This is a genomic window from Lactobacillus crispatus, from assembly GCF_018987235.1.
Taxonomy (GTDB): Bacteria; Bacillota; Bacilli; order Lactobacillales; family Lactobacillaceae; genus Lactobacillus; species Lactobacillus crispatus.
On record NZ_CP072197.1, the window covers coordinates 816,612 to 838,393 of the forward strand.

24 protein-coding genes and 1 pseudogene are annotated in these 21,782 nt (G+C 37.7%); 23 read left to right on the top strand and 2 right to left on the bottom strand.

The annotated features are described in order from the left end of the window. Positions 1 to 35 precede the first annotated feature (35 nt). Positions 36 to 894 (bottom strand): annotated as a pseudogene (locus J6L97_RS04030) (IS982 family transposase). A 134-nt stretch (positions 895 to 1,028) separates the two neighbouring features. Between J6L97_RS04030 and J6L97_RS04035 the strand changes: the two are divergent. The 22 genes from J6L97_RS04035 to J6L97_RS04140 all read left to right on the top strand — a co-directional run bounded on the left by J6L97_RS04035 (position 1,029) and on the right by J6L97_RS04140 (position 20,948). After that, complete coding sequence (locus tag J6L97_RS04035; RefSeq protein WP_057726648.1) at positions 1,029 to 2,138, top strand: M24 family metallopeptidase; 1,110 nt, start codon at positions 1,029 to 1,031, stop codon at positions 2,136 to 2,138. A gap of 80 nt (positions 2,139 to 2,218) precedes the next feature. After that, positions 2,219 to 2,788, top strand: a complete 570-nt coding sequence (gene efp / locus J6L97_RS04040; protein WP_005719407.1) for an elongation factor P — start codon at positions 2,219 to 2,221, stop codon at positions 2,786 to 2,788. 18 nt (positions 2,789 to 2,806) lie between these two features. Then, complete coding sequence (locus J6L97_RS04045) at positions 2,807 to 3,238, top strand: Asp23/Gls24 family envelope stress response protein (protein ID WP_054832802.1); 432 nt, start codon at positions 2,807 to 2,809, stop codon at positions 3,236 to 3,238. Further along, positions 3,238 to 3,633: a transcription antitermination factor NusB gene (gene nusB, locus J6L97_RS04050; protein ID WP_054832803.1), complete on the top strand. Its 396-nt coding sequence runs from the start codon at positions 3,238 to 3,240 to the stop codon at positions 3,631 to 3,633. The genes J6L97_RS04045 and nusB overlap by 1 nt, the downstream gene beginning before the upstream one ends. 54 nt (positions 3,634 to 3,687) lie before the next feature. Continuing rightward, a complete protein-coding gene (locus tag J6L97_RS04055; RefSeq protein WP_057726647.1) occupies positions 3,688 to 4,539 on the top strand; it encodes a bifunctional methylenetetrahydrofolate dehydrogenase/methenyltetrahydrofolate cyclohydrolase in 852 nt (283 codons plus the stop codon). Beyond that, complete coding sequence (gene xseA / locus J6L97_RS04060) at positions 4,526 to 5,893, top strand: exodeoxyribonuclease VII large subunit (RefSeq protein WP_057726646.1); 1,368 nt, start codon at positions 4,526 to 4,528, stop codon at positions 5,891 to 5,893. The genes J6L97_RS04055 and xseA overlap by 14 nt, the downstream gene beginning before the upstream one ends. Then, on the top strand, positions 5,874 to 6,116 hold the full coding sequence (locus J6L97_RS04065; RefSeq protein ID WP_005719397.1) for an exodeoxyribonuclease VII small subunit: 243 nt from the start codon (positions 5,874 to 5,876) through the stop codon (positions 6,114 to 6,116). The genes xseA and J6L97_RS04065 overlap by 20 nt, the downstream gene beginning before the upstream one ends. Positions 6,117 to 6,118: 2 nt before the next feature. Then, complete coding sequence (locus J6L97_RS04070) at positions 6,119 to 6,988, top strand: polyprenyl synthetase family protein (RefSeq protein WP_057726645.1); 870 nt, start codon at positions 6,119 to 6,121, stop codon at positions 6,986 to 6,988. After that, positions 6,989 to 7,801: a TlyA family RNA methyltransferase gene (locus J6L97_RS04075; protein ID WP_005719393.1), complete on the top strand. Its 813-nt coding sequence runs from the start codon at positions 6,989 to 6,991 to the stop codon at positions 7,799 to 7,801. It begins immediately after the preceding gene. A gap of 10 nt (positions 7,802 to 7,811) precedes the next feature. Beyond that, on the top strand, positions 7,812 to 9,494 hold the full coding sequence (gene recN / locus J6L97_RS04080; protein WP_057726644.1) for a DNA repair protein RecN: 1,683 nt from the start codon (positions 7,812 to 7,814) through the stop codon (positions 9,492 to 9,494). Next, the gene (locus tag J6L97_RS04085; protein WP_005719391.1) at positions 9,487 to 9,924 is read left to right on the top strand and encodes an ASCH domain-containing protein; all 438 of its coding nucleotides are present in this window, start codon (positions 9,487 to 9,489) and stop codon (positions 9,922 to 9,924) included. The genes recN and J6L97_RS04085 overlap by 8 nt, the downstream gene beginning before the upstream one ends. Before the next feature lie 107 nt (positions 9,925 to 10,031). Beyond that, entirely contained in the window at positions 10,032 to 10,646 is a 615-nt protein-coding gene (gene gmk / locus J6L97_RS04090) for a guanylate kinase (RefSeq protein WP_005719389.1), read from the top strand. A gap of 5 nt (positions 10,647 to 10,651) precedes the next feature. Next, positions 10,652 to 10,876 carry a DNA-directed RNA polymerase subunit omega gene (gene rpoZ / locus J6L97_RS04095; RefSeq protein ID WP_003547927.1) on the top strand — a complete coding sequence of 75 codons (225 nt, stop codon included), beginning with the start codon at positions 10,652 to 10,654 and terminating at the stop codon, positions 10,874 to 10,876. A gap of 50 nt (positions 10,877 to 10,926) precedes the next feature. After that, a complete protein-coding gene (priA, locus tag J6L97_RS04100) occupies positions 10,927 to 13,326 on the top strand; it encodes a primosomal protein N' (RefSeq protein ID WP_057726643.1) in 2,400 nt (799 codons plus the stop codon). 12 nt (positions 13,327 to 13,338) lie between these two features. Continuing rightward, positions 13,339 to 14,283: a methionyl-tRNA formyltransferase gene (fmt, locus tag J6L97_RS04105; RefSeq protein WP_057726642.1), complete on the top strand. Its 945-nt coding sequence runs from the start codon at positions 13,339 to 13,341 to the stop codon at positions 14,281 to 14,283. Next, positions 14,234 to 15,595 carry a 16S rRNA (cytosine(967)-C(5))-methyltransferase RsmB gene (gene rsmB / locus J6L97_RS04110; protein WP_005721985.1) on the top strand — a complete coding sequence of 454 codons (1,362 nt, stop codon included), beginning with the start codon at positions 14,234 to 14,236 and terminating at the stop codon, positions 15,593 to 15,595. The genes fmt and rsmB overlap by 50 nt, the downstream gene beginning before the upstream one ends. A 4-nt stretch (positions 15,596 to 15,599) precedes the next feature. After that, positions 15,600 to 16,355, top strand: a complete 756-nt coding sequence (locus J6L97_RS04115) for a Stp1/IreP family PP2C-type Ser/Thr phosphatase (RefSeq protein ID WP_005723144.1) — start codon at positions 15,600 to 15,602, stop codon at positions 16,353 to 16,355. Continuing rightward, positions 16,345 to 18,375, top strand: coding sequence for a Stk1 family PASTA domain-containing Ser/Thr kinase (gene pknB, locus J6L97_RS04120; RefSeq protein WP_057726641.1), 2,031 nt, complete (start codon positions 16,345 to 16,347; stop codon positions 18,373 to 18,375). The genes J6L97_RS04115 and pknB overlap by 11 nt, the downstream gene beginning before the upstream one ends. Next, positions 18,376 to 19,266 carry a ribosome small subunit-dependent GTPase A gene (rsgA, locus tag J6L97_RS04125; protein WP_057726640.1) on the top strand — a complete coding sequence of 297 codons (891 nt, stop codon included), beginning with the start codon at positions 18,376 to 18,378 and terminating at the stop codon, positions 19,264 to 19,266. It abuts the gene before it with no gap. Positions 19,267 to 19,278: 12 nt separating this feature from the next. Then, a complete protein-coding gene (gene rpe / locus J6L97_RS04130; RefSeq protein ID WP_005719376.1) occupies positions 19,279 to 19,929 on the top strand; it encodes a ribulose-phosphate 3-epimerase in 651 nt (216 codons plus the stop codon). Then, positions 19,929 to 20,603 carry a thiamine diphosphokinase gene (locus tag J6L97_RS04135; RefSeq protein ID WP_005726270.1) on the top strand — a complete coding sequence of 225 codons (675 nt, stop codon included), beginning with the start codon at positions 19,929 to 19,931 and terminating at the stop codon, positions 20,601 to 20,603. Before rpe ends, J6L97_RS04135 begins: the two co-directional genes overlap by 1 nt. A 135-nt stretch (positions 20,604 to 20,738) precedes the next feature. Further along, positions 20,739 to 20,948, top strand: a complete 210-nt coding sequence (locus J6L97_RS04140) for a hypothetical protein (RefSeq protein WP_005726272.1) — start codon at positions 20,739 to 20,741, stop codon at positions 20,946 to 20,948. 116 nt (positions 20,949 to 21,064) lie between these two features. On the opposite strand, the gene rpmB is transcribed toward J6L97_RS04140, so the two are convergent. Continuing rightward, on the bottom strand, positions 21,065 to 21,250 hold the full coding sequence (gene rpmB, locus J6L97_RS04145) for a 50S ribosomal protein L28 (RefSeq protein WP_005719372.1): 186 nt from the start codon (positions 21,248 to 21,250) through the stop codon (positions 21,065 to 21,067). 167 nt (positions 21,251 to 21,417) lie between these two features. Here rpmB and J6L97_RS04150 point away from each other — a divergent pair, with 167 nt between their 5' ends. Continuing rightward, positions 21,418 to 21,780 (top strand): Asp23/Gls24 family envelope stress response protein, encoded by a 363-nt coding sequence (locus J6L97_RS04150; RefSeq protein ID WP_005719370.1) that lies wholly within the window; start codon positions 21,418 to 21,420, stop codon positions 21,778 to 21,780. Positions 21,781 to 21,782: the final 2 nt, after the last annotated feature.

Sequence of the window (21,782 nt, forward strand, 5' to 3'; positions counted from 1 at the left end):
CAAGTTTAGGTCTTCATGGCCTTTTTGTTTAACACTTAGTGTTGCACTTCAATTTTAAATCGTTCTAGACAATATGCCATATTATAAGCTAAAATAGCTATTTCTAGCCGCTGTTGAAAGCCTACTGGACTTCTTGCTCGATTATTCTCAGCGTTGTAATAACTAAGCAAAGAAAAGTCGCTTTCAATGCTTCTTCTAATTGCCATCAATTGATGATCATTATGCCTTCTAGCTCCTTGCATATTTTTACGATATGGCGTCCAAAGCACATATCCCATGCGCTTTAGATTAGTAGCTAGATTTTTGCCTAAATAACCTTCATCTCCTAAAAGATAATGGTTGGCTGGATGAGCATTGATCATCAATTCTACTGTCTCTTTGGCATCATGTACTGACGCTTTAGTAACTGCATAGTCAAGCAGATAGCCATCATCGCTTACTATTGCGTGGACCTTGAAGCCATAATAATAGACTTTCTTGGTTGCTTTATAACCAATATCAGCTACGCCCCGAAAGATCTTGACACGATAATTGCGAACAGGCTGGGAAACTATCAATAATCAAAAATTCTCCAGCTGTCTTTACTTCTTGATTCCAAGCCTGACGGATACAACGAATTAGAGGCAAGAGCATTCGAGCTCGACGGTTAAAACGAGAATGAGATAAGCCAACGAAGAATTTACAGAATCTTCGTTGAGATTCAATTCCAATTTCAGTTTGCCAAATGAGCATCGCTAAGATAGAACTATTAGGAAGCTTGGTCTGATCAACATTTTTACGATGTTTAAGTCCATCAGGCGCATAAAGCTTATACAGCGAGCGACAAATCACATTTAACCGATTAAAACTAACTTGTAAATGGTGAGAAAAACGCTTAAGCTTGAGATAGTTCATTTAGATCAGACTCTTTTCTATTTAAATTACTTACAACTTGAGTCTAGTCTAATTGGACTTTTTTATTAACTAAAACGATTTAACTAGCACCACGCGTAATTAAACCAATATCATACAAAAAGAGGGTCTCTGAGATGGAAAATAGGCAAGAATTATTATCCTTAATTAACCAGCGAATTGAGCATGTAACTGATTTAATTAAAGAAGCAAATGCAGATGCATTGATTATTTTTAATCAAGCTAATTATCGATATCTAACCAATTTTACAGGGGAAGAAGCACAATTAATTTTGACTGCTAGTGGCGAACGGGTACTTTTATCAGATTCTCGTTTTGCTGGACAGATTAAAGCACAAGCACCTGGCGAAATGGATGTTGTAATGAAACATTCTAGTGATTATGAAGAACTTACTAAGGCCTTGAAAAAAATGGACGTCAAGAGGGTCTTAGTTGAAGGTGAATTCGTTTCAGCGAGTGAATATGAAAAACTTAAGCAACTAAATCCAGAACTTGAATTTGTGATGGTTGAAGAATTGGTTGAACGAGTACGTAATATTAAAGATGATCTTGAAATTGCGGCATTGCGCAAAGCAATTGATATTTCAATGGAAAGCTTTAAAGGTATTTTGCCGATGATTAAGCCTGGCGTTAAAGAACGTGCAATTGGTGCTAAATTGGACTACCTATTTAAAGTTAATGGCGGCGATGGCCCTGATTTCGATACAATTGTAGCTTCCGGTGTGCGTTCGGCCTGGGCTCATGGCGTTGCTAGTGACAAAGAATTAGCCGAAGGCGATATGATTGTCATTGACTTTGGTAGTTTTTATCACGGTTATGCGGCAGATATTACTAGAACTGTTTCATTAGGTGAAGTTGATGCTGAAATGCATAAAATCTATGATATTGTACATAAAGCACAACGCCGTGGCATTGCCGCGGCAGTTGCAGGTAATACTGGATATGATGTTGATAAAGCAGCACGTGATTATATTACAGAACAAGGTTACGGTCAGTATTTTGGACACGGTATCGGTCATGGCATTGGTCTTGAAATTCACGAATTGTGTCAACCAGCTTTACCTTTTAGAACTACTAAATTGGTCAATAATATGGTTCATACCGTAGAACCAGGAATCTACTTGCCAGACAAGGGCGGTGTTAGAATCGAAGACGATATTTTGGTCCATGATCAAACGCCTGAAACTTTATCCACTTTGCCAAAGGATGAATTGATTTCCCTATAATAGCTATTTAATTTATCGTATTTATGGTAAAAACGCTTCAAGATTGGTAAGATAATAATTGTAGAAATGAGGGACTTAATATGACAATGATTTCAGTAAACGAATTCAAGAATGGCTTGACTATTCAATACAACAACGATTTATGGCGCATTGTTGAATTCCAACACGTAAAACCAGGTAAGGGTAGTGCCTTTGTACGTTCAAAGCTTAAGAGTTTGAGAACTGGTGCTGTACAAGAATATACTTTCCGTTCAACTGCTAAGGTTGAAACTGCAGACATTCAAACTAAGTCAATGCAATACTTGTACAATGATGGCTCAAGTTATGTATTCATGGATACTTCTACTTACGATCAATTAGCAATTCCAAATGAACAAATTGGCGATGAAGCTAATTACTTATTGGAAAACATGATTGTTAACGTAGTTATGCACGAAGGTGAAACTTTAGGTATCCAATTGCCTAACACGGTTGATTTGAAGGTTGCTAAGACTGAACCTAACATCAAGGGTGATACTTCATCAGGTGGTGGTAAGCCAGCTACTATGGAAACTGGTTTAGTAGTTAACGTACCATTCTTCATTAACGAAGGTGACGTTTTAACTATTAACACTGCTGATGGTACTTACGTATCACGTGCAAATAAGTAGTTTATTTGAGGTAACAAAATGGCAGATAGTTCAAAAATTCTTTTAAGTGGTGAAGAAAACAGCGAACAAATTAAAATTGATCCAAGTGTTCTAGAAGTTATTTTGGGTATTGCTGCAGAAAAAGTTGATGGTGTTGCCGGAATGCGCGGCAGTTTGAAATCAGGCTTAAACTGGGTTTTCGGTCGTGAAGATCATGGTAAGGGCGTAAATATTAGTGTTGATGACGATGATAAGCTAATTGCTGATATTTATGTTTATCTTGAAAGCGGCGTTAACGTTCCTAAGGTTGCAATGACGTTGCAAAAGAAGTTGAAGGCACAATTATTGCAAATGACTGATCTTGAGCTGAAGGCAATCAACGTTCATGTTGTCGGTTTAGTTTTCCCAGAAGATGAAAATACTGACCAGACTACATCAGAGCTGTTTCCGGAGGACGAAGAAGAAAAATAATGAACCAACACGAAAGTCGAAAAGTTGCTATGCAAGCCGTTTATTTGGCTAATCAGGAGCCAGATTTAACTGCCGAAGAAGTTGAAGCAAAAGTCGTTGCAACGCTTAATTTAAAACAGCTTTCTGCCTATTCTAAGAAGTTAATCGAAGGCGTACTAGAAGATCGCAAAAATTTACAGTCTGAACTAACTAGTCATTTGAAAAAGGGCTGGCGTCTTGAACGTGTAAGTCAAACTGTGGTAGCTATCATGGAAGTCGCTTTGTTTGAAATCAATCATAGTGATGAGATTGATGCTAAGCCAGCAGTTAACGAAGCTTTAAATTTATGTGACGAATTTGCTGAGCCTAAAGAGAAACCATTTATTAATGGGATGTTAGCAAACTTTGTTAAATAGCGATGAATAGCCGGCAGTTTTGCCGGTTATTTTTTTATAAAGGAGACAAAATTAATGGGAGAAATTCTTGATGGTAAAGCATTTGCAAATGAATTGGGACAAAATCTTAAAGAAAAGGTTAAGAATTTAAAAGAAAAAGGAATAACGCCACATTTTTGCGTAATAAATATTGGGGATGATCCTGCTAGCAAGATCTATGTCCGTACTAAAAAACGGCGTGCTAAAAAAATGGGCATCATTCAAGATATTTATCAAATGCCTGCTGATACTGAGCAAGCAGAAGCATTGGCTTTGATTGATAAATTAAATGCCGATCCGACGATTAATGGAGTAATGGTACAGTTACCAGCTCCAAAGCAAATTGATGCAGATGAGTTACTAGAGAGAATAGATCCTAATAAAGATGTTGATGGGTTAACGCCAGCTAACATTGGTCGTTTGTGGATGGAAGATCATTTTATTGAACCAGCTACAGCTGAGGGAATTATTGCTCTATTAAAGCACTATCAAATTAAGCTTGATGGCAAAAATGTTGTGGTTGTTGGGCGCAGTAATATTGTAGGTAAACCACTTGCAGCTCTAATGCTTGAGCAAAATGCAACTGTTACTATTTGTCACTCACATACTCAGAATTTAGGGGAAATCACAAAAAAAGCTGATATAGTTGTATCTGCTACTGGACAAGCATTTTTGATCACTGCTGATATGGTTAAAGATGGAGCAGTTGTTGTTGATGTGGGCATGAATCATGTTAATGGTAAATTAGTTGGTGATGTTGATTTTGACAATGTAAAAGAAAAGGCTAGCTACATTACTCCCGTTCCTGGTGGGGTAGGCCCACTTACAGTACAATTTTTAATGGAAGCAGTAGTTAAATTGACTAGGAGACAAAATGGCCGAGAATAAATATTTAACGGTTACTGATTTAAATTATTATATTACGCAAAAATTTAAGAATGACCCATATTTGCACAAAGTCTTCTTACAAGGCGAGCTATCTAATTTTCGCTATCGCCGTAATTCGCACCAGTATTTTTCGTTAAAAGATGAAAAATCGAAGATTAATGTAGTAATGTTCCATTCGTTCTTTGAAAAGGTGAAATTTAAGCCAGAAGAGGGAATGAAAGTCTATGTGGTTGGCTATGTTAGCGTTTATGGACCACAGGGCTCGTATCAGTTTTATGCTGAGCAGATGGAACCAGCAGGTCTTGGAGCATTATATGAGCAATTGAAGCAATTACAAGCCAAATTAGCTAAAGAAGGATTATTTGATCCTGCTCATAAAAAGCCATTACCCCATTTTCCTGATCGAATTGCAGTAGTTACTAGTGCTTCTGGGGCCGTTATTCATGACATCATGGTTACTGCTAATCGGCGATTCCCACATGCAGAAATTGACCTGTATCCTGCACAAGTACAAGGTGATACTGCGGCAGATTCTTTGATAAGGGCGATGCAGCAAATTGCAGCACAAGGTGACAAGTATGACGTAATGATTATTGGCCGTGGTGGTGGTTCACTAGAAGATTTGTGGCCATTTAATGAGGAAAAAGTTGTGCGTCAAGTCTATGCTATGCCAATGCCGGTAATTTCTTCGGTAGGTCATGAAACAGACACTACTTTATGTGATTTGGTTGCCGACGCACGTGCGGCGACTCCGACTGCGGCGGCTGAATATGCTACGCCAAATACGCTGGATGAACTTGCTCATATTAAGCAATTAACTAGTCAATTAGTTGCTAGTATGCAAAATATTATTCGGTCAAAGCGTGATCGTTTAAGCCGGGTGCAAAATTCTGTTATCATGCGAGAACCAACTAGGTTATATGACCAACAAATTCAGCAGGTTGATCAATTAAAACAACGTTTGCAAAATAGTATGCAAAATCGCGTAACGCATTCTGCACAAAGTTATCAATTATTAAAACAGCGTTTATTTAGTGTCAGTCCTGATAAAAAAATTAATCAGCTGCAGCAGCAAAAACAATTTTTGCAGCAGCGGATGATTGATAATATGCAGCATTATTTAAAGAATAAGCGCAATGTTTTTACTCAAGTAATGCAACAGTTAGATGATTACAGTCCCTTGAAGACATTAGAGCGTGGCTTTGTTTATTCAACTAATGAGCATGGTGAAACAATCAGTTCTGTTAAACAAGTGCAAAAGGATGATCGTTTGTTATTGCATTTTAAAGATGGACAAGTTGATGCGGTAGTTACAAAGATAAAGGAAGAACAAAATGGCAGTAAAGAAAAATAATTTTGAAGAACAGTTAACTAGTTTGGAACAAATTGTACAAAATTTGGAAAATGGTAATGTCCCTTTGGAAGATGCCTTGAAGGAATTTCAAGAAGGCGTAAAGATTAGTCGTGATTTGGAAAAGAAACTCAATAGTGCAGAAGAAACTGTAGCTAAGTTAATTGATAGCGATGGGACAGAACACAAGCTGGATCCAAATAATGCATCAGCACCAGAGGAATAATTATGACAGCATTCACTTATTTTAAAGATCAATGGACACCAATAATTGATGATTATTTAGCTAAGCATTTGGCTAGTGAAGTGAAAGATCAGAAAATTAGCCAGATTATGGCTTATTCAGTGATGGCTGGTGGCAAACGCTTGCGTCCATTATTGTTTTTAGCAACACTTAACACATTAGGTAAAAAAATTGAGGAACCTGAAGTTCGAATTGCCTGTGGAATTGAATTGATTCACACTTATTCACTGATTCATGATGATTTGCCTGCTATGGATAATGATGATTACCGTCGTGGCAAGTTGACCAGTCATAAAAAATGGGGTGAAGCCGAGGCTATTTTGGCCGGGGATGCGCTCTTGCCAATGGGAATTCAATGGATTGCTGAAGGTAGTAATTCAGCTCAATTGGTAGAATTAATTACTAAGGCAGTGGGTCCAAACGGAATGGTTGGTGGACAATATTTGGATATTGATTCAACCAATAATGCTAGTGTTTCTGGAGACGCTAAATTCATTAACAAGATGGAATGGCTAAAAACAGGATGCTTAATTCAAGCTAGTGTCGAAATGGCTGCTATTTTTGCAAAAGCTAGTAACATTGAAAAAGTAAAATTGATTGACTTTGCTAAAGTTTTTGGCCGATCATACCAAATTTATGATGACTTGGTTGATGTGGTTGAGACTAGCGAAGAAGCTGGTAAAGCTACGCACAAGGATGAAGCTGAAGGAAAGAATAATACTTTAACTTTGTTAGGAATTGATCAAAGTCGCAAAGAACTAACTGACTTAATTAAGCAAGCACAAGATGATTTGCATGGACTAAATGGCGAAGTGCTAACTGGCTTTTTAGATCTTTATCAAAAGGTGTTATAAATGACAAAACAAAGAGCAGATATTTTATTAGCAGAACAAGGCCTTTTTCACTCCCGCTCAGCTGCACAAAGAGCGATTATGGCAGGGCTAGTTTCTGATCATAATCATCAACGCATTGACAAAAGTGGAACTAAGTTTCCTGAAGGCGAGAAGTTCTATGTTAAAGATGATGGCAAGAAGTATGTTTCCCGTGGTGGCTTTAAACTGGAAAAAGCATTGAAGGTTTTTAACATTGATTTGACAGATAAAATTTGTTTGGATATTGGTGCATCAACCGGTGGATTTACCGATGTTGCTTTGCAAAATGGTGCTAAGATGGTTTACGCTTTGGATGTTGGTTATAACCAGTTAGCTTGGCAGTTGCGGGACGATCCACGTGTGGTTGTGATGGAAAAGCAAAATTTCCGCTATTCTAAACCAGAAGATTTTGACCAAGGTTTGCCAGATTTTGCCATGACTGATGTATCCTTTATTTCGTTGGACTTGATTATGCCACCAATGTACGCGATTTTGAAAGATCAATGTGATGCAGTTTGTTTGATTAAGCCACAGTTTGAAGCTGGTCCTGAAAATGTAGGCAAGCACGGTATTGTTCATGACCATGAAGTACATAAAGCGGTAATCGAGCATACAATGCGTAAGGCATTAGAGACAGGCTTTAATGTCCTAGGCGTTGATTATTCACCAATTAAAGGTGGCAAAGGAAACATTGAATTTTTGATCTATTTGCAAAAAGATGAAGCAAATGGTGGACGCAACTTATGGCAAGGCAGTCCAGCTGAAGTGGTTGAACGTGCCATAAGTGGCCTATAGGAGTGAAATTATGCTAGTTGAGCTGGATATCAAAAACTTTGCAATTATAAAAAGCTTAAAAGTTCGTTTTCAAGAAAAAATGACAGTGATCATCGGTGAAACTGGTGCGGGTAAGTCAATTATTATTGATGCGGTTTCACTATTAATGGGTGGTCGTGGTCAAAAAGAAATGATTCGTTCAGGTGAGCCCAAGTCAATTATTACCGGCTTGTTTGAATTGGATAATCAAAAAGAGAAAATTGCGGAATTATGTGATCAATATGGATTGCCCCATGATGATGATCAATTAGTAATTAGTCGTGAATTAGCAGTAAAAGGCAGAAATGTAGTTCGCATTAATGGTCAACTAACTACAATTAATGTTTTACGCGAAATAGGTAACTATTTAGTCGATATTCACGGCCAGCATGATCAGCAAATTTTAATGGACCAAGATCGTCAGATTGATTTGGTGGATAACTATGCCCCAGATTCTTTTAAGACGGATTTAACAACTTATCAGAAAGATTTTACTGAATGGCAAAAGTTGACTAGTCAATTGCGACATTTGCGTCAAGATGCTCAAGAATTGGCACAAAAACAGGATATTTTGCAATTTCAAAATAAAGAACTTGAAGCAGCTGATCTAGAGGATCCACAAGAGGATGAAAAGCTTGAAGAAGAATATAATGAGCTGAATAATTATCAAAAAATTGCGGATACTGCCAATTATTTCATGCAATTGTACGATGATGATGAGCATGGTATTGCAACTTTACTTGGAGATGCGCAAAATGCTGCGACTGATTTAACTGAATTTGGTTCAAAATTTAAGGATTTTGCTAAGACAGTTGATGATGGAGTTTATGCTTTAAATGACGCCCGCAGTGAATTATCGAACTTAATGGATGCAATGGACTTCGATGAGGAACGTTTTCAATACGTGACTAACCGCTTGGATACCTTGAATTCATTGAAAAAGAAGTATGGCCCAACCTTGGCTGATGTGTTTGCTTTTTATCAAAAAGTACAAAAAGAACTCAGTCAATTTGAAACAGGCGGCCTTGATGAGGAAAAATTGCAAGCAGAAGTTGCCAAGATTGAAGAAAGAATGACCCAAGAAGCTAGAGATCTGCATTTAATACGCGAAAAAGTGGTTCATTCTCTGGAAGAGCAGATTAAGCAAGAGTTAGCTGATCTCTACATGGAAAAAGCTCGCTTTTCTATTAATTTTGATGAAACAAAGACATTTACCGATAAGGGAACTGATGCGATTGTTTTCTTAATTGCACCTAATCCAGGTGAAGATTTAATGCCATTAGTTAAAATTGTTTCTGGTGGTGAACAATCAAGATTGATCTTAGCTTTGAAGGCAATCTTCAGCCGAGTTGAACCAGTGGGTACCATGATTTTTGACGAAATTGATACGGGAGTTTCTGGCCGAGTATCGGCTGCTATCGGGAAAAAGATGCACTCAATCGGTCGCAACAAGCAGGTAATTGCAATTACGCACTCACCGCAAGTGGCTGCCGCGGGTGATCAACGCTACTTGGTAGCTAAGCAAGTAAAAGATGGTTCAACCTTTACTCAAATAGGCCCACTTAGCAAGGAAGAAACCATTACAGCGATTGCACAGATGATGGCTGGACAAGATGTAACCGATGCAGCAAAGAAGAATGCTGCAGATTTGATTAAGAGTATTAAAGATGACTAGTATTAGTAAATTTTGGCGTGATTTTTGTGTAGAACATCAAGTAAGTCCTACAGCATTAGAAGGTGCTTTTGCTTTTGGAGCTAATAGCCGGGATGCAGATATTCTTAGTGATTTGGTCAAAAGTGGAATTAAGACGGCAACGACTAGCCTGTATTCTGCGCAAGAAGATGTACCGGTTGTAGGGATGTACGCAATTGTTTTAAATGGACGAAATGAACCAGTTTGTGTGATTCAAAATAAGACTGTTGAGATTATGCCATTTAAAAATGTCTCAGCTGAGCATGCCTATTTAGAAGGCGAGGGCGATCGCTCATATGAATCTTGGCGTAAAGTACACGAGAAATTTTTTGCGCGCGAATGTCAAGAACTGGGACGAGAGTTCACAGATGAAACTGAAGTAGTGTGTGAGACATTCGAGAAAATAATTTAGTAAAGGAGCAGACGATTTTGTCTGTTTTTTTGTATGCAAAGAGAAAACTTGAAAAAGAAACAATTTTAGTGCAAACTAGATATATTACAAGTTAAGAGGAGTTCAGCATGGCAGATAAAGGTTTATTACTTGTGCTTTCTGGTCCTTCCGGCGTTGGTAAAGGAACTGTTAAAAGCGCGATTGTTGAAAACAAAGTCTTTCCATTTGAATATTCAGTTTCAATGACTACGCGTCAACCGCGACCAGGTGAGGTTAATGGCCAAGATTATTTTTTTGTTAGTGAAGATCGCTTTCAAGAGGCTATTAAAAATGGTGAGTTGTTAGAATATAATAAATATGTCGGTCACTATTATGGTACACCTCTTGCACCAGTGAAGAAGATGCTTCATGATGGCAAAGATGTTTTACTTGAGATTGATGTTAATGGGGCACAAAAAGTACGTGAAAAGATGCCCGATGGCGTGTTTATCTTTTTAACCCCACCAGATCTACATACGTTACATTTGCGTTTGGAACACCGTGGCACCGAGTCAGAAGATGTAATTCGTGGTCGAATTAAGCAAGCGCGCAATGAAATTTTGGAGATGGAAGACTATGATTATGCAGTAGTTAATGATACAGTAGCTAATGCAGTTGATCATATTAAAGCGATCGTCGATGCAGAACATGTCAGTGTTAAACGTGTAATTGATGACTATCGTAAGATGGTCAAGGAGGATTAATTATTATGAGAATTACTTACCCATCAATTGATAAATTATTGTCACGTGTTGATTCACGCTATTCATTATCTGTTCTTGCCGCTAAGAGAGCACATGAACTTGAAGCTGGTGATCCACCAACTTTGGAACATTTTAAGTGTGATAAGGCTGTTGGTAAGGCACTTGAAGAAATTGCTGCTGGTAAAGTTACTGTTGACCCAGCTCATGCCGAGGTTAACCTCGAAGATTAATTTATTGACCTTCATCCTTTGGGGTGAAGGTCTTTTTTACAGGTGATTAAATGATTGCTCAGGTTATTGTTGATGTAGCTGCACGGCAAACAGACCGTATTTTTGAATATCATATTCCAACAGAATTAGAAAAGGATATTGCGATTGGATCAAGAGTAGTTGTTCCGTTTGGTCCTCGTAAAGTGCAAGGTTTTGTGGTGGGGATCACTGATCAAAGTGAATTTAAAGGTAAACTTAAGGATTTGCTAGTTGTGGTAGATGAGATGCCACCGCTTACGCCAGAGTTGGTAAAGTTATCTGCTGATTTAGCAAAAAATATTTTTTCTTACAGAATTAAAATTTTACAAGCGATGCTACCTTGGGTAATGCGAGCAAATTATCGCAAATTGCTAGTGCCAGCTAATGATAGAGCTGCCAAAATGCCGCTGTTTCAGGGTGATCCAATTGATTTAAATAAAATTACGGATCTGGCGGAGATTAAGCAATTCCGCAAATTATTGCAAGATGATCAAGCAAAGATTGAGTATGTGGTAGAAAATCGAGCCAAGAAGAAAAAAGAAAATCAATATGAACTAGCATTAAAAAAAGAGGAATATCCCAAAATTTACAATACTTTACGTCAAAATGCGGTAAAGCAAAAAAAGTTATTGATGGATATCATTGATAATGCAGCGGATTATCCCAAAAGCCAAAGCCAGCTAGAAAAACAGCTTGGATTGACGGTGGCGAGTTTGAATTCTGCGATTACCAAAGGTTGGTTGAATAAAAAAAGTGTTGAAGTTTATCGCGATCCGCTATCCGGATTTGATGACGGAGAACATAAAACAGCGGTTACCTTAAATGGTGAGCAGCAAGGTGCTTTGAACCAGATCACCCAAGCAATTGAACAGCGCCAGGCTGAGACTTTTTTGTTGGAAGGGATTACTGGTAGCGGGAAGACTGAAGTGTATTTACACGCTATTAGCAAGGCTCTTAAACAGGGGCGAAATGCATTAATGCTGGTGCCAGAAATTTCCTTGACGCCGCAAATGGTTCGTCAGGTTAAGGCACGTTTTGGTCAAGAGGTAGCCGTTTTACATAGTGCCCTATCTGAGGGAGAAAAATATGATGAGTGGCGCCGAATTCGTCGTGGCGAGACTAAGGTGGTCGTTGGCGCTCGGAGTGCAGTTTTTGCTCCACTAGATAATATTGGTTTAATCGTGATCGATGAGGAACATGAGTCTTCATATAAGCAAGAAACCGATCCACGTTATAATGCACGTGATGTGGCTATTTGGCGTAGTAAATTTCACAATTGTCCGTTGGTTTTAGGAAGTGCAACACCATCGTTGGGTAGCCGTGCACGCGCCCAAAAAAATGTCTATCATCTTTTACGGTTAACTGAAAGGGCTAATCAAAAGAAATTGCCTAAAGTTAATTTGATTGATCTAAAGCACGTGCAGTTTGCTGGTGGTCAATTTGATTTATCTGTTGAGCTAGTAGATGCAATAAAAAAGCGTTTGGCAAAAAAAGAGCAGGTTATTTTAATGCTCAATCGACGTGGTTTTGCTAATTTTATGCTTTGCCGTGAATGTGGTTTTGTATTAAAATGTCCTAATTGTGATGTTTCTTTAAATTTGCATAAGGATACTAACAGTATGCAATGTCACTATTGTGGTCATACTGAGCCAGTGCCCACACGTTGTCCTAATTGCCCAAGCTCGCAAATTCGTTTTTTAGGTGCAGGTACACAGAAGGTACAAGAAGAATTAGAAGAGCTTCTGCCTGGTGCACGAATCTTGCGGATGGACGTTGATACAACTAGAAGAAAGGGTAGCTATAAGAAAATTCTAGATGCCTTTGGTGCTCATGAAGCTGATATTTTGTTAGGTACGCAAATGATTGCTAAAGGATTAGATTTCCCTAATGTAACTTTAGTTGGAGTAATCAATGCCGATACAGGATTATGGCTTTCTGACTATAATGCTTCTGAAAAGACTTTTGAATTATTAACTCAAGTAGCTGGCCGTGCAGGTCGTGCTGATAAGGAAGGAGAAGTCTTAATTCAAACTTATAATCCAGAGCATTATGCTATTCAACTAGCTCAAACTCAGGACTACGAACGATTTTATGGCTATGAGATGAATATGCGGCATGCTGGTAACTATCCACCATATTTTTATACCGTGCTGATTTCCATTGCTGCTAAAAAAGAACAGAATGCAGCTCGTGAGGCTTTTAGGATTAAGAGGTATTTGAATGAGCACTTGCATGAGCCAACGATTATTTTGGGACCAACGCCAAGTGCAATTTCTCGTGTAAAAAATCAATATTATTATCAAATACTGGTAAAATATAAAAAAGAACCAAATTTAAATGAATTATTACACCATGTTCAAGATTCCGCACAGGAAGCTAAGAAATATGGTTTAAGTATTTTTATTGATAATGAACCAGAGAGAATTATGTAAGGGGATGCTTTAATGACATCAATAATATTTATGGGAACACCGGAATTTTCAGTTCCAGTACTTGAAGGGTTAATTGATGAAGGCTATGAGATTAAAGCCGTGGTCACTCAACCTGATAAAAAGGTAGGACGTAAGCAGAAAATTACTAAGTCACCAGCCAAGATCGCAGCAGAAAAGCATGATTTGCCAATCTTTCAACCGGTTAAGTTGTCTGGATCAGACGAAATGCAGAAATTAATTGATATGCATGCAGATTTGATTGTAACTGCAGCATATGGGCAATTTTTACCAACTAAGTTTTTGAATTCGGTTAAAATTGCAGCAGTTAATGTTCACGGCTCACTTTTACCTAAATACCGTGGCGGTGCACCAATTCAATATTCACTAATTAACGGTGATAAAGAAACTGGAATTACCATTATGGAAATGGTTAAGAAGATGGATGCCGGTGATATTTATGCTCAAGAAGCAATTAAGATTGAGCCTGATGATAACGCTGGCACTTTATTTAGTAAATTATCAATTGTTGGGCGGGACTTATTGCTTAAGACTTTACCAGCAATTATTGATGGCTCAATTAAAAAAGTTCCACAGGATCCAGAAAAGGTCGTCTTTTCACCTAACATCACTAAAGAACAAGAAAAACTTAATGTTGATATGACAGCAGAAGAGGCCAACGATATGATTCGTGCTTTGAATCCAGATCCTGGTGCTTATTTGATGATTGAAGGCAAACGTTTCAAGATCTGGAAGGCAGAAGTTGCATCTGATTCATCAAGTTTAAATGCCGGCTCTGTTGTTGCTAACAAAGGACGTTTTGCCATTAGTTTTGCTGATAATTCAGTACTTAACTTACTTGAAGTTCAACCAAGTGGCAAAAAGAGAATGGACATCAAGAGCTTTTTAAATGGTCAAGGTAGTAAGTTTGTCCCAGGTGAAGAAATTGTCGATCGATAAGAGTGCACGTGCAGTCAGCTTAGAGACATTGATCAAGGTCTTAGATCAAGGCTCCTATTCTAATATTAGTTTGAATAACAGCTTAAAGCACTCTAACTTGTCAATTGCAGACCAAAATTTAGCTACTAATATTGTTTATGGCACGATTCAGTATCGATTGTTTTTAGAATATCAGTTAAAAGGCTTAGTTAGGACAAAACTGACCGAAAAATATATTAAGCCATTATTGTTAATGTCACTTTACCAGTTGATTTTTTTGGATAAAGTGCCTGATCGTGCTGTACTTGATGAGGCTAATAAACTTGCTAAGCAATATGGCAAGCGACATTCAGCTGGCTTTCGGTTGGTAAATGGAATTTTGCGTTCGTTTACTAGGCGCGGGGTGATTTTACCAGCTGAAAATAATCCAGTTAAATATTTAAGTGTCAAAGAAAGCGTACCTGAATGGTTAGTTCAATATTTAATTGATAACTGGGGCCTAGACAAGGCAAAATCAGTTTTAAACAGTATTAATGAGCCAGCTAAAAACAGTGTACGTATTTCAAAGTTGGCAGATAAAGAGCAAGTTTTTGCCCAGTTAGAGCGGGATAACTATCAACCACAATGGTCTAAGTTATCAAGCGATGATGTGATTTTGAGTCACGGTGGCATTAGCGAAAGTGATTTGTTTGAAGAAGGCAAGTTAACAATTCAAGATGAAGCTGCCAGTTTAGTCGTAGAAGCTTTTGACTTTGAACAAGATGAGCATGTGCTTGATGCTTGTTCTGCTCCCGGTGGGAAAACCGTGCAAATTGCCGAAAGCATTGTTAATGGTGATGTGACTGCCTTAGATATTCATGATAAAAAATTACGTTTAGTACGAGATAATGCCCAGAGAATGCACGTTGCAAATAAGGTAAAGACTAAGGCATGTGATGCACGTAAGGCTACAGAGATTTTTGCGGCGGGTGAATTTACCAAAATTTTAGTCGATGCCCCTTGTTCTGGGCTTGGATTATTGCGTCGTAAGCCTGAAATTCGCTATACTAAGAGACAACAGGACTTACAAAATTTACAAAAAATTCAATTGGCAATCTTAACTGCAGTAAGTTCACTCTTAAAAAAGAATGGCGAGTTGGTTTATTCAACTTGCTCAATTTCAATGGAAGAAAATGAAGAGGTAGTTAAGAAGTTTTTGCAAGCACATCCTGACTTTGAACTAGTTCCATTTAAGTTAACTAAACTTGAATCAAAGACAGGGATGTTGAAAATAATGCCTGATCTAGATGGCAATGATGGATTTTTCATTGCTAAATTTAAGTTACGAGGTTAGATTTTTGATTGAAACAGCATACGCTTCGAGTATTGGTAAGGTACGGAAAAGCAATCAAGATTTTGTAAAAGTTTTTAAAAATCAAAAGGGAATTGTCTTAGCAATTGTCTGTGATGGTATGGGCGGCCATCAAGGTGGTGACGTTGCTTCAACAATGGCAGTCACCCATTTAGGACATAATTTTAGTATGACTGACTTTGCAGATGCTAATCTTGCTCATAAATGGCTTGATGTGCAATTAAATTCTGAAAATGAAACAATTTTAAAGACTGCTGATAAGTTTCCTGACTTAAATGGAATGGGGACAACGATTGTATTGGCGTTTGCATTTGATAAAAATGCCTTAATTGCTCATTTAGGTGATTCTCGGGCTTATAGTTATTCTGAAGGTAAATTTGTCCAATTAACTGAAGATCATTCTTTGGTTAACGAATTAGTTAAGATGGGTCAGATTACTAAAGAACAAGCTAAACACCATCCCCAGAAAAATATTATTACGCAAGCATTAGGCGTCTCAAGTACGATTGATCCTGAATTTGATGAGATCAAGATGGGGGAAAACGACATTATTTTGCTCTGTACTGATGGCCTAACCAATTCACTTAGCGATCCACAAATCCAACAAATTTTGGCAACTAAGGAGCTTAGCTTAAGAGAACGTTGTAATAAATTGATTAGTGAGGCCAATCGATTAGGTGGTGGTGATAATATTACTGTCTGCCTAATTTGGAACAAGGAGGACGAGAGCAGTGATCGATAAAGGTTATCTGCTTGGGGAACGTTACCGCATCATCGATACCTTAGGTGAAGGCGGAATGGCCAATGTCTATCTAGCGGAAGATATTATCCTGCAACGTAAGGTGGCAGTTAAAATTTTACGCCTTGATTTGCAGAATGAACCGCAAACCCAAGCTCGTTTTCAAAGAGAGGCATTAGCTACAAGTGAATTAAGTCATCCTAATATTGTTTCTGTACTTGATGTAGGTACCGATCATGGTTTGCCATACATGGTAATGGAGTATGTTGATGGTCCTAATCTAAAAGAATATATTCAAAAAAATTCACCTTTGGATTTAAATGAAATTATTCGAATTATGGATCAGATATTGAGTGCAGTTGCATTAGCTCATAAGCACAATGTTATTCATCGTGATCTAAAACCACAGAATATTTTGATGGATAAGCGCGGCAATATTAAAATAGCTGATTTCGGAATTGCCGTTGCTTTGAATCAAAGCTCGATTACACAAACTAATTCAGTAATGGGTTCAGTTCATTATATGTCTCCTGAGCAAACGCGTGGCGGAATGGTTACTAAACAATCTGACATCTATTCCTTGGGAATAATTTTATATGAATTGATCACAGGAACTGTTCCGTTTAACGGTGATACACCAGTGGCAATTGCACTGAAGCATGCGCAAGAACCAATTCCTTCAATTCGCAAGAAAGATTCAAGTGTACCACAGGCGCTGGAAAATGTTGTTTTAAAGGCAACCGCGAAAGATCCACGAGATAGATATGCTACAGCTCAGGAAATGAAAGCAGATTTGGATAGTAGCTTGGATCCTGAACGGGCAGATGAACCGGTTTTTGTACCATATCATGGTAATAACGATGATAAAACAATTGTATTGCCTGGATTTAAGCCACAAAAGGAAGAAAAAGAAGTGGTGGAGCCAGCAAAAACCGAATCAGTAGAATCAAGCAAGCCAGTAAAGAAAAAGACTTTTTTACAGAATGTCAAAAGTCACAAATGGTGGTGGCTGATCTCAATTATTGCCGCGGGTTTAATCATTTTTATGATGATTTTCGCTTTAAGTGGTGCTGGAAATAAACGACAGGATGTTAATATTCCTGATGTAACTAATATTGCAGAAAAAGCAGCTGAGAGTAAACTTGAAGCAGCAGGCTTACAGGTTGGAAAAATTATTAGGCGACAGTCAGATGATATAAAAAAAGGCCGGGTTATTGCGACAAAACCAACTGCAGGCAATAGTCTAGAGCGGGGAAAGAGCGTTGATTTAATTGTTTCCAGCGGTTCTAGCATGGTTAAAGTTCCTAATATGGTTGGGAAGAACTATGACGAAGCGGCAGAAAAATTAGAAAATATGGGCTTTAATGTAGTTAGAGAGGACCAATATTCTAATAAAGTTGACGAAAATCAAGTTATTTCTCAAAGCATTGCTGCAGGTGTAGAGGTTAAGCCGACGCAGACTACAATTACGTTGATAGTTTCACGTGGCAAGCAGGCTAGATCACATTCAAATATGGTTACCTTGAAAGACTTAAGTAATTATTCTTTGAAGAGTGCTCAAGACTATGCCAAAGAACATGGCCTGACTTTACAAATCAATCAAGAATATTCTGATGATGTTGAGAAGGGCTTAGTAATTTCGATGGAGCCAGGTCCGGGTACTAAGGTTGAGCGTGGTTCAACTGTTACCATCAAGGTCTCGAAAGGTCCAAAGGAAGACAAGGAAACTACTGTAACTAAGACCTTTACCGTTAACTATGTTGGTGATGATCTTTCTAAGAGTGAGAAGCCTGATAATGATAAAGGAAGCAATGACTCTGAGTCAGAATCCGTTAATGGCAAGGGTGATCATGTCCAGATCTATATTAAGGATGATGATCATTCCTTGAACAATATTTATCGTGACTTGTATATTAAGCATGATATGAGTTTTTCGATTCCATTTAACATTAGAGAAGGCAGTGGACAATTAAAGGTTGTGCGCAATGGCGATACAGTTTTGAATGAAAAGGTGACTAAATAAATGAAACTAGCGCAAGGAACCGTCGTTGGTTTGATTGCTGGTTATTATGATGTAGAAACCGCTGCGGGTATCGTGAGAACGCGTGCTCGCGGCGTTTTTCGTCAAAAAAAGCAAAAACCAGCAGTTGGCGATCATGTGGAAATTCAGATAGATGATAAAGGAATGAGCTATCTGGTGAAAATTTTGCCGCGGATTAATCGAATTGGGCGACCAGCAGTTGCTAATGTAAGTCATGTTTTGTTAGTAATTTCTGCAGTAGAACCGGATTTTTCTGTAGAGCTGTTAGATCGTTTTTTGACTTTCTTTTCTTGGCAAAAAGTTGGTGTAACAATTTACTTGTCTAAAGCAGATTTGCTATCAGAAGCAAAGTTAAACACAATCAAGCAAGCTTTAGCATATTATCAAAAAATAGGTTATCTTGTTTTCACTGATTATCATGAAATGCAAATTCAGATTCCTAAAATGATTGAAAAAAATCAAATTTGGACTTTAGCAGGACAGTCAGGTGCTGGTAAGTCAACTTTGCTTAACCATTTAAAAAAAGATGCTAATCAAGCGACTGGTGCGATATCAACTAGCTTGAATCGTGGGAAACATACTACTAGAAAGGTCGAACTTTTTAAGTTAGGCGCGGGCTTTTTAGCAGATACGCCAGGTTTTTCGTCAATTGATTTGACACCAATCAAGTTGAATGAGTTATGTAATTACTTTGTTGAGTTTAAAAAGGCAAGTATTCACTGTAAGTTCCGCGGATGTCAGCATTTGCAGGAGCCAGGCTGTGAAGTAAAGAAGTTACTTGAAGCCGGAAAAATTCTGGCAAGTAGATATGAAGATTATTTGGCTATGCGGACTGAGATTAGTGAAGGTCGCATACCGGAATATTTAAAATAGAGGTAATAGCTGATGATGATTGCACCCTCAATTTTGAACGCAAATAATATTGATCTTAAAAATGATATTGAAAATGCAGTCCAGGCCGGAATTAGCCGTTTTCATATTGATATTATGGATGGACATTTTGTGCCTAATTTATCTTTTGGACCGCAACTAATCAAAGATTTCAAGCGTGAATTTCCGATGACAGATGCTGAAATTCACTTAATGAGTGATGCCCCAGATAAGTTGGTACCAGCTTTTGTTAGTGCAGGAGCAGATTTGGTCGAACTACACTATGAAGCAATGGACAAGCCTAAGTTATATTATTGGTTTGATTATTTAGCTTCTAATGGCGTTGATGCTGCTTTGGCAATTAGTCCAGATACACCAGTTGAAGTGGTTGAACCGTATTTGCCATTACTGAAACAAGTATTAGTAATGACGGTCAAGCCGGGATTTGGTGGACAGAGTTTTCTTCCTGAATCAGTTAGTCGAATTAAGTCAGTTAGAGAGATTGTCGGCTCTGATTTTGATATTGAGGTCGACGGCGGTATTAATGATCAGACTATTAAATTAGCTGAAAATGCTGGCGCTAATATATTTGTTGTTGGTTCATACTTGTATGAAAATGGTGATGTTGGCAGTCAAGTACATAAATTAGAAAAGATTATTAAGTAATGAAAGCATATGCATTGTTGGGCGGTCCAACTGAATTGTGGCCTGAAGATATTGAAGAAAAGCTGGCTCAAGCTGATTTAGTTATTGGGGTTGATCGTGGTGCCTTGTTTTTAGAAGAACTGGGAATAATACCTGATGTGGCAGTAGGTGACTTTGATTCTTTACACGAAAATGACTTAAGCCAAATAGAAAGTAATGTTCAAGACATTCGTTATTCTAATCCTGTCAAGGATTGGACTGATTCTGAGCTAATGTTACAGATTGCTTTTGAAGATTATCATGTGGATGAATTAGTGATTTTTGGTGCTACAGGTGGAAGATTGGATCATTTTTTGATCAATCTATTAATGTTGCTAAATCCTGAAATGAGATTATATGCGAAAAAAGTAACGTTGATTGACCAACAAAATCTAATTTGCTTTTTTAATGCAGGCACGCATGTTGTTGAAAAAAGAAAAAATTACTCTTATATTGGTTTTGCAGCTTTAACAGCAATCGAAGATTTTAATATTATCGGTGCAAGATATGAGTTGAAGCACTATTCTGGGAACTATCCTCGTGTTTTTTCATCAAATGAATTTTTGCCTAATAGTAATGAATTCAGGATTAGCTTGCAAAATGGTATGATTGCAGCAATTTATTCTAAAGATATTAATCGTTTTCATGATTTATAGGTTAAAATAGAACTATAGAAAAGAAACAAGGGAATTCAAATGAAATATATTGACTTTGAAAAAGATATTGCTGGTTTCGAAAATGGTCGCTACGAAGCAAGACTTGACCGTGCAAAATAAAATGTAGAAGACTACATGTACAAGAACCACGTTCACATTTTTGATAAAAAGAAGAAGAAGGAAGTAGCTACTATCAATGGCTTAGCTAGAAATGTAACTTATCAAGATTTGGACTTGCCAACTAAGTTGGGTGAAATGATTACTGAGTATGCATACACGCCAATTGATGAAAGAATGGCCGACGAAATTCCTGATGACGATAAGCATCACAATATTATGAAGTAAAGTAAAACGGTAAGAAGACAAAATAAAATGGTCTTCTTACCGTTTTTTATATAAATCATTAAAATAAGTAAAAAAATAAGCTTGCAAGATCAGTGATCTAACAAGCTCTTGGTCTATTAGGCACGAGTAACTTTACCAGACTTTAAAGCCTTGGTTGAAACCCATACGCGCTTTGGCTTACCGTCAACAAGAATGCGAACTTTTTGAAGGTTTGGCTTCCAAGCACGACGAGTTGAGTTCAATGAGTGTGAACGTTTGTTACCGAATGTAGTCTTCTTACCTGTTACGTAATCTTTTGCCATTTGCTAAACCTCCTTTATTTGTGATGTCATACTTAATTAGATTATCATATGTTTTCGCGCAATTCAATACTAAAAGGATTTTTTCAGGTGTATTTTAATTATTGATTATGTCGTTACTATGATAAAATAATAAACGTATATATAGATAATAAGACGGAGGACGAAACATGGCTGTTAAGATCAAGACAAAAGATGGTTTGATTGATATTTCAAACGGTGTAATCGCAACTGTTGTTGGTGGCGCAGCTACGTCTAACTATGGCGTTGTAGGTATGGCATCAAAGAATGCCATTCGCGATGGATTTGACGGGATTCTTAATCGTGCCAATTATAAGCGCGGTGTTGTTGTCAAGTCAGAAGATAACGAAATTACGGTTGATGTGTACATTATTGTTGGTTATGGTTTGAAGATTTCTGAAGTAAGTAAGAATGTTCAAGATAGTGTTAAGTTCAATTTGAAGAATCAATTAGGAATAGACACTAAGGCCGTTAATGTCATTGTACAAAGCGTTAAGGTACTTGACGAATAACA

Bases quoted from the DNA above. Each gene is read 5' to 3' on its own strand.
- J6L97_RS04035 (WP_057726648.1), top strand. From the start codon at position 1,029: ATGGAAAATAGGCAAGAATTATTATCCTTAATTAACCAGCGAATTGAG.
- efp (WP_005719407.1), top strand. From the start codon at position 2,219: ATGACAATGATTTCAGTAAACGAATTCAAGAATGGCTTGACTATTCAA.
- J6L97_RS04045 (WP_054832802.1), top strand. From the start codon at position 2,807: ATGGCAGATAGTTCAAAAATTCTTTTAAGTGGTGAAGAAAACAGCGAA.
- nusB (WP_054832803.1), top strand. From the start codon at position 3,238: ATGAACCAACACGAAAGTCGAAAAGTTGCTATGCAAGCCGTTTATTTG.
- J6L97_RS04055 (WP_057726647.1), top strand. From the start codon at position 3,688: ATGGGAGAAATTCTTGATGGTAAAGCATTTGCAAATGAATTGGGACAA.
- xseA (WP_057726646.1), top strand. From the start codon at position 4,526: ATGGCCGAGAATAAATATTTAACGGTTACTGATTTAAATTATTATATT.
- J6L97_RS04065 (WP_005719397.1), top strand. From the start codon at position 5,874: ATGGCAGTAAAGAAAAATAATTTTGAAGAACAGTTAACTAGTTTGGAA.
- J6L97_RS04070 (WP_057726645.1), top strand. From the start codon at position 6,119: ATGACAGCATTCACTTATTTTAAAGATCAATGGACACCAATAATTGAT.
- J6L97_RS04075 (WP_005719393.1), top strand. From the start codon at position 6,989: ATGACAAAACAAAGAGCAGATATTTTATTAGCAGAACAAGGCCTTTTT.
- recN (WP_057726644.1), top strand. From the start codon at position 7,812: ATGCTAGTTGAGCTGGATATCAAAAACTTTGCAATTATAAAAAGCTTA.
- J6L97_RS04085 (WP_005719391.1), top strand. From the start codon at position 9,487: ATGACTAGTATTAGTAAATTTTGGCGTGATTTTTGTGTAGAACATCAA.
- gmk (WP_005719389.1), top strand. From the start codon at position 10,032: ATGGCAGATAAAGGTTTATTACTTGTGCTTTCTGGTCCTTCCGGCGTT.
- rpoZ (WP_003547927.1), top strand. From the start codon at position 10,652: ATGAGAATTACTTACCCATCAATTGATAAATTATTGTCACGTGTTGAT.
- priA (WP_057726643.1), top strand. From the start codon at position 10,927: ATGATTGCTCAGGTTATTGTTGATGTAGCTGCACGGCAAACAGACCGT.
- fmt (WP_057726642.1), top strand. From the start codon at position 13,339: ATGACATCAATAATATTTATGGGAACACCGGAATTTTCAGTTCCAGTA.
- rsmB (WP_005721985.1), top strand. From the start codon at position 14,234: ATGGTCAAGGTAGTAAGTTTGTCCCAGGTGAAGAAATTGTCGATCGAT.
- rsgA (WP_057726640.1), top strand. From the start codon at position 18,376: ATGAAACTAGCGCAAGGAACCGTCGTTGGTTTGATTGCTGGTTATTAT.
- rpe (WP_005719376.1), top strand. From the start codon at position 19,279: ATGATGATTGCACCCTCAATTTTGAACGCAAATAATATTGATCTTAAA.
- J6L97_RS04135 (WP_005726270.1), top strand. From the start codon at position 19,929: ATGAAAGCATATGCATTGTTGGGCGGTCCAACTGAATTGTGGCCTGAA.
- J6L97_RS04140 (WP_005726272.1), top strand. From the start codon at position 20,739: ATGTACAAGAACCACGTTCACATTTTTGATAAAAAGAAGAAGAAGGAA.
- rpmB (WP_005719372.1), bottom strand. From the start codon at position 21,250: ATGGCAAAAGATTACGTAACAGGTAAGAAGACTACATTCGGTAACAAA.
- J6L97_RS04150 (WP_005719370.1), top strand. From the start codon at position 21,418: ATGGCTGTTAAGATCAAGACAAAAGATGGTTTGATTGATATTTCAAAC.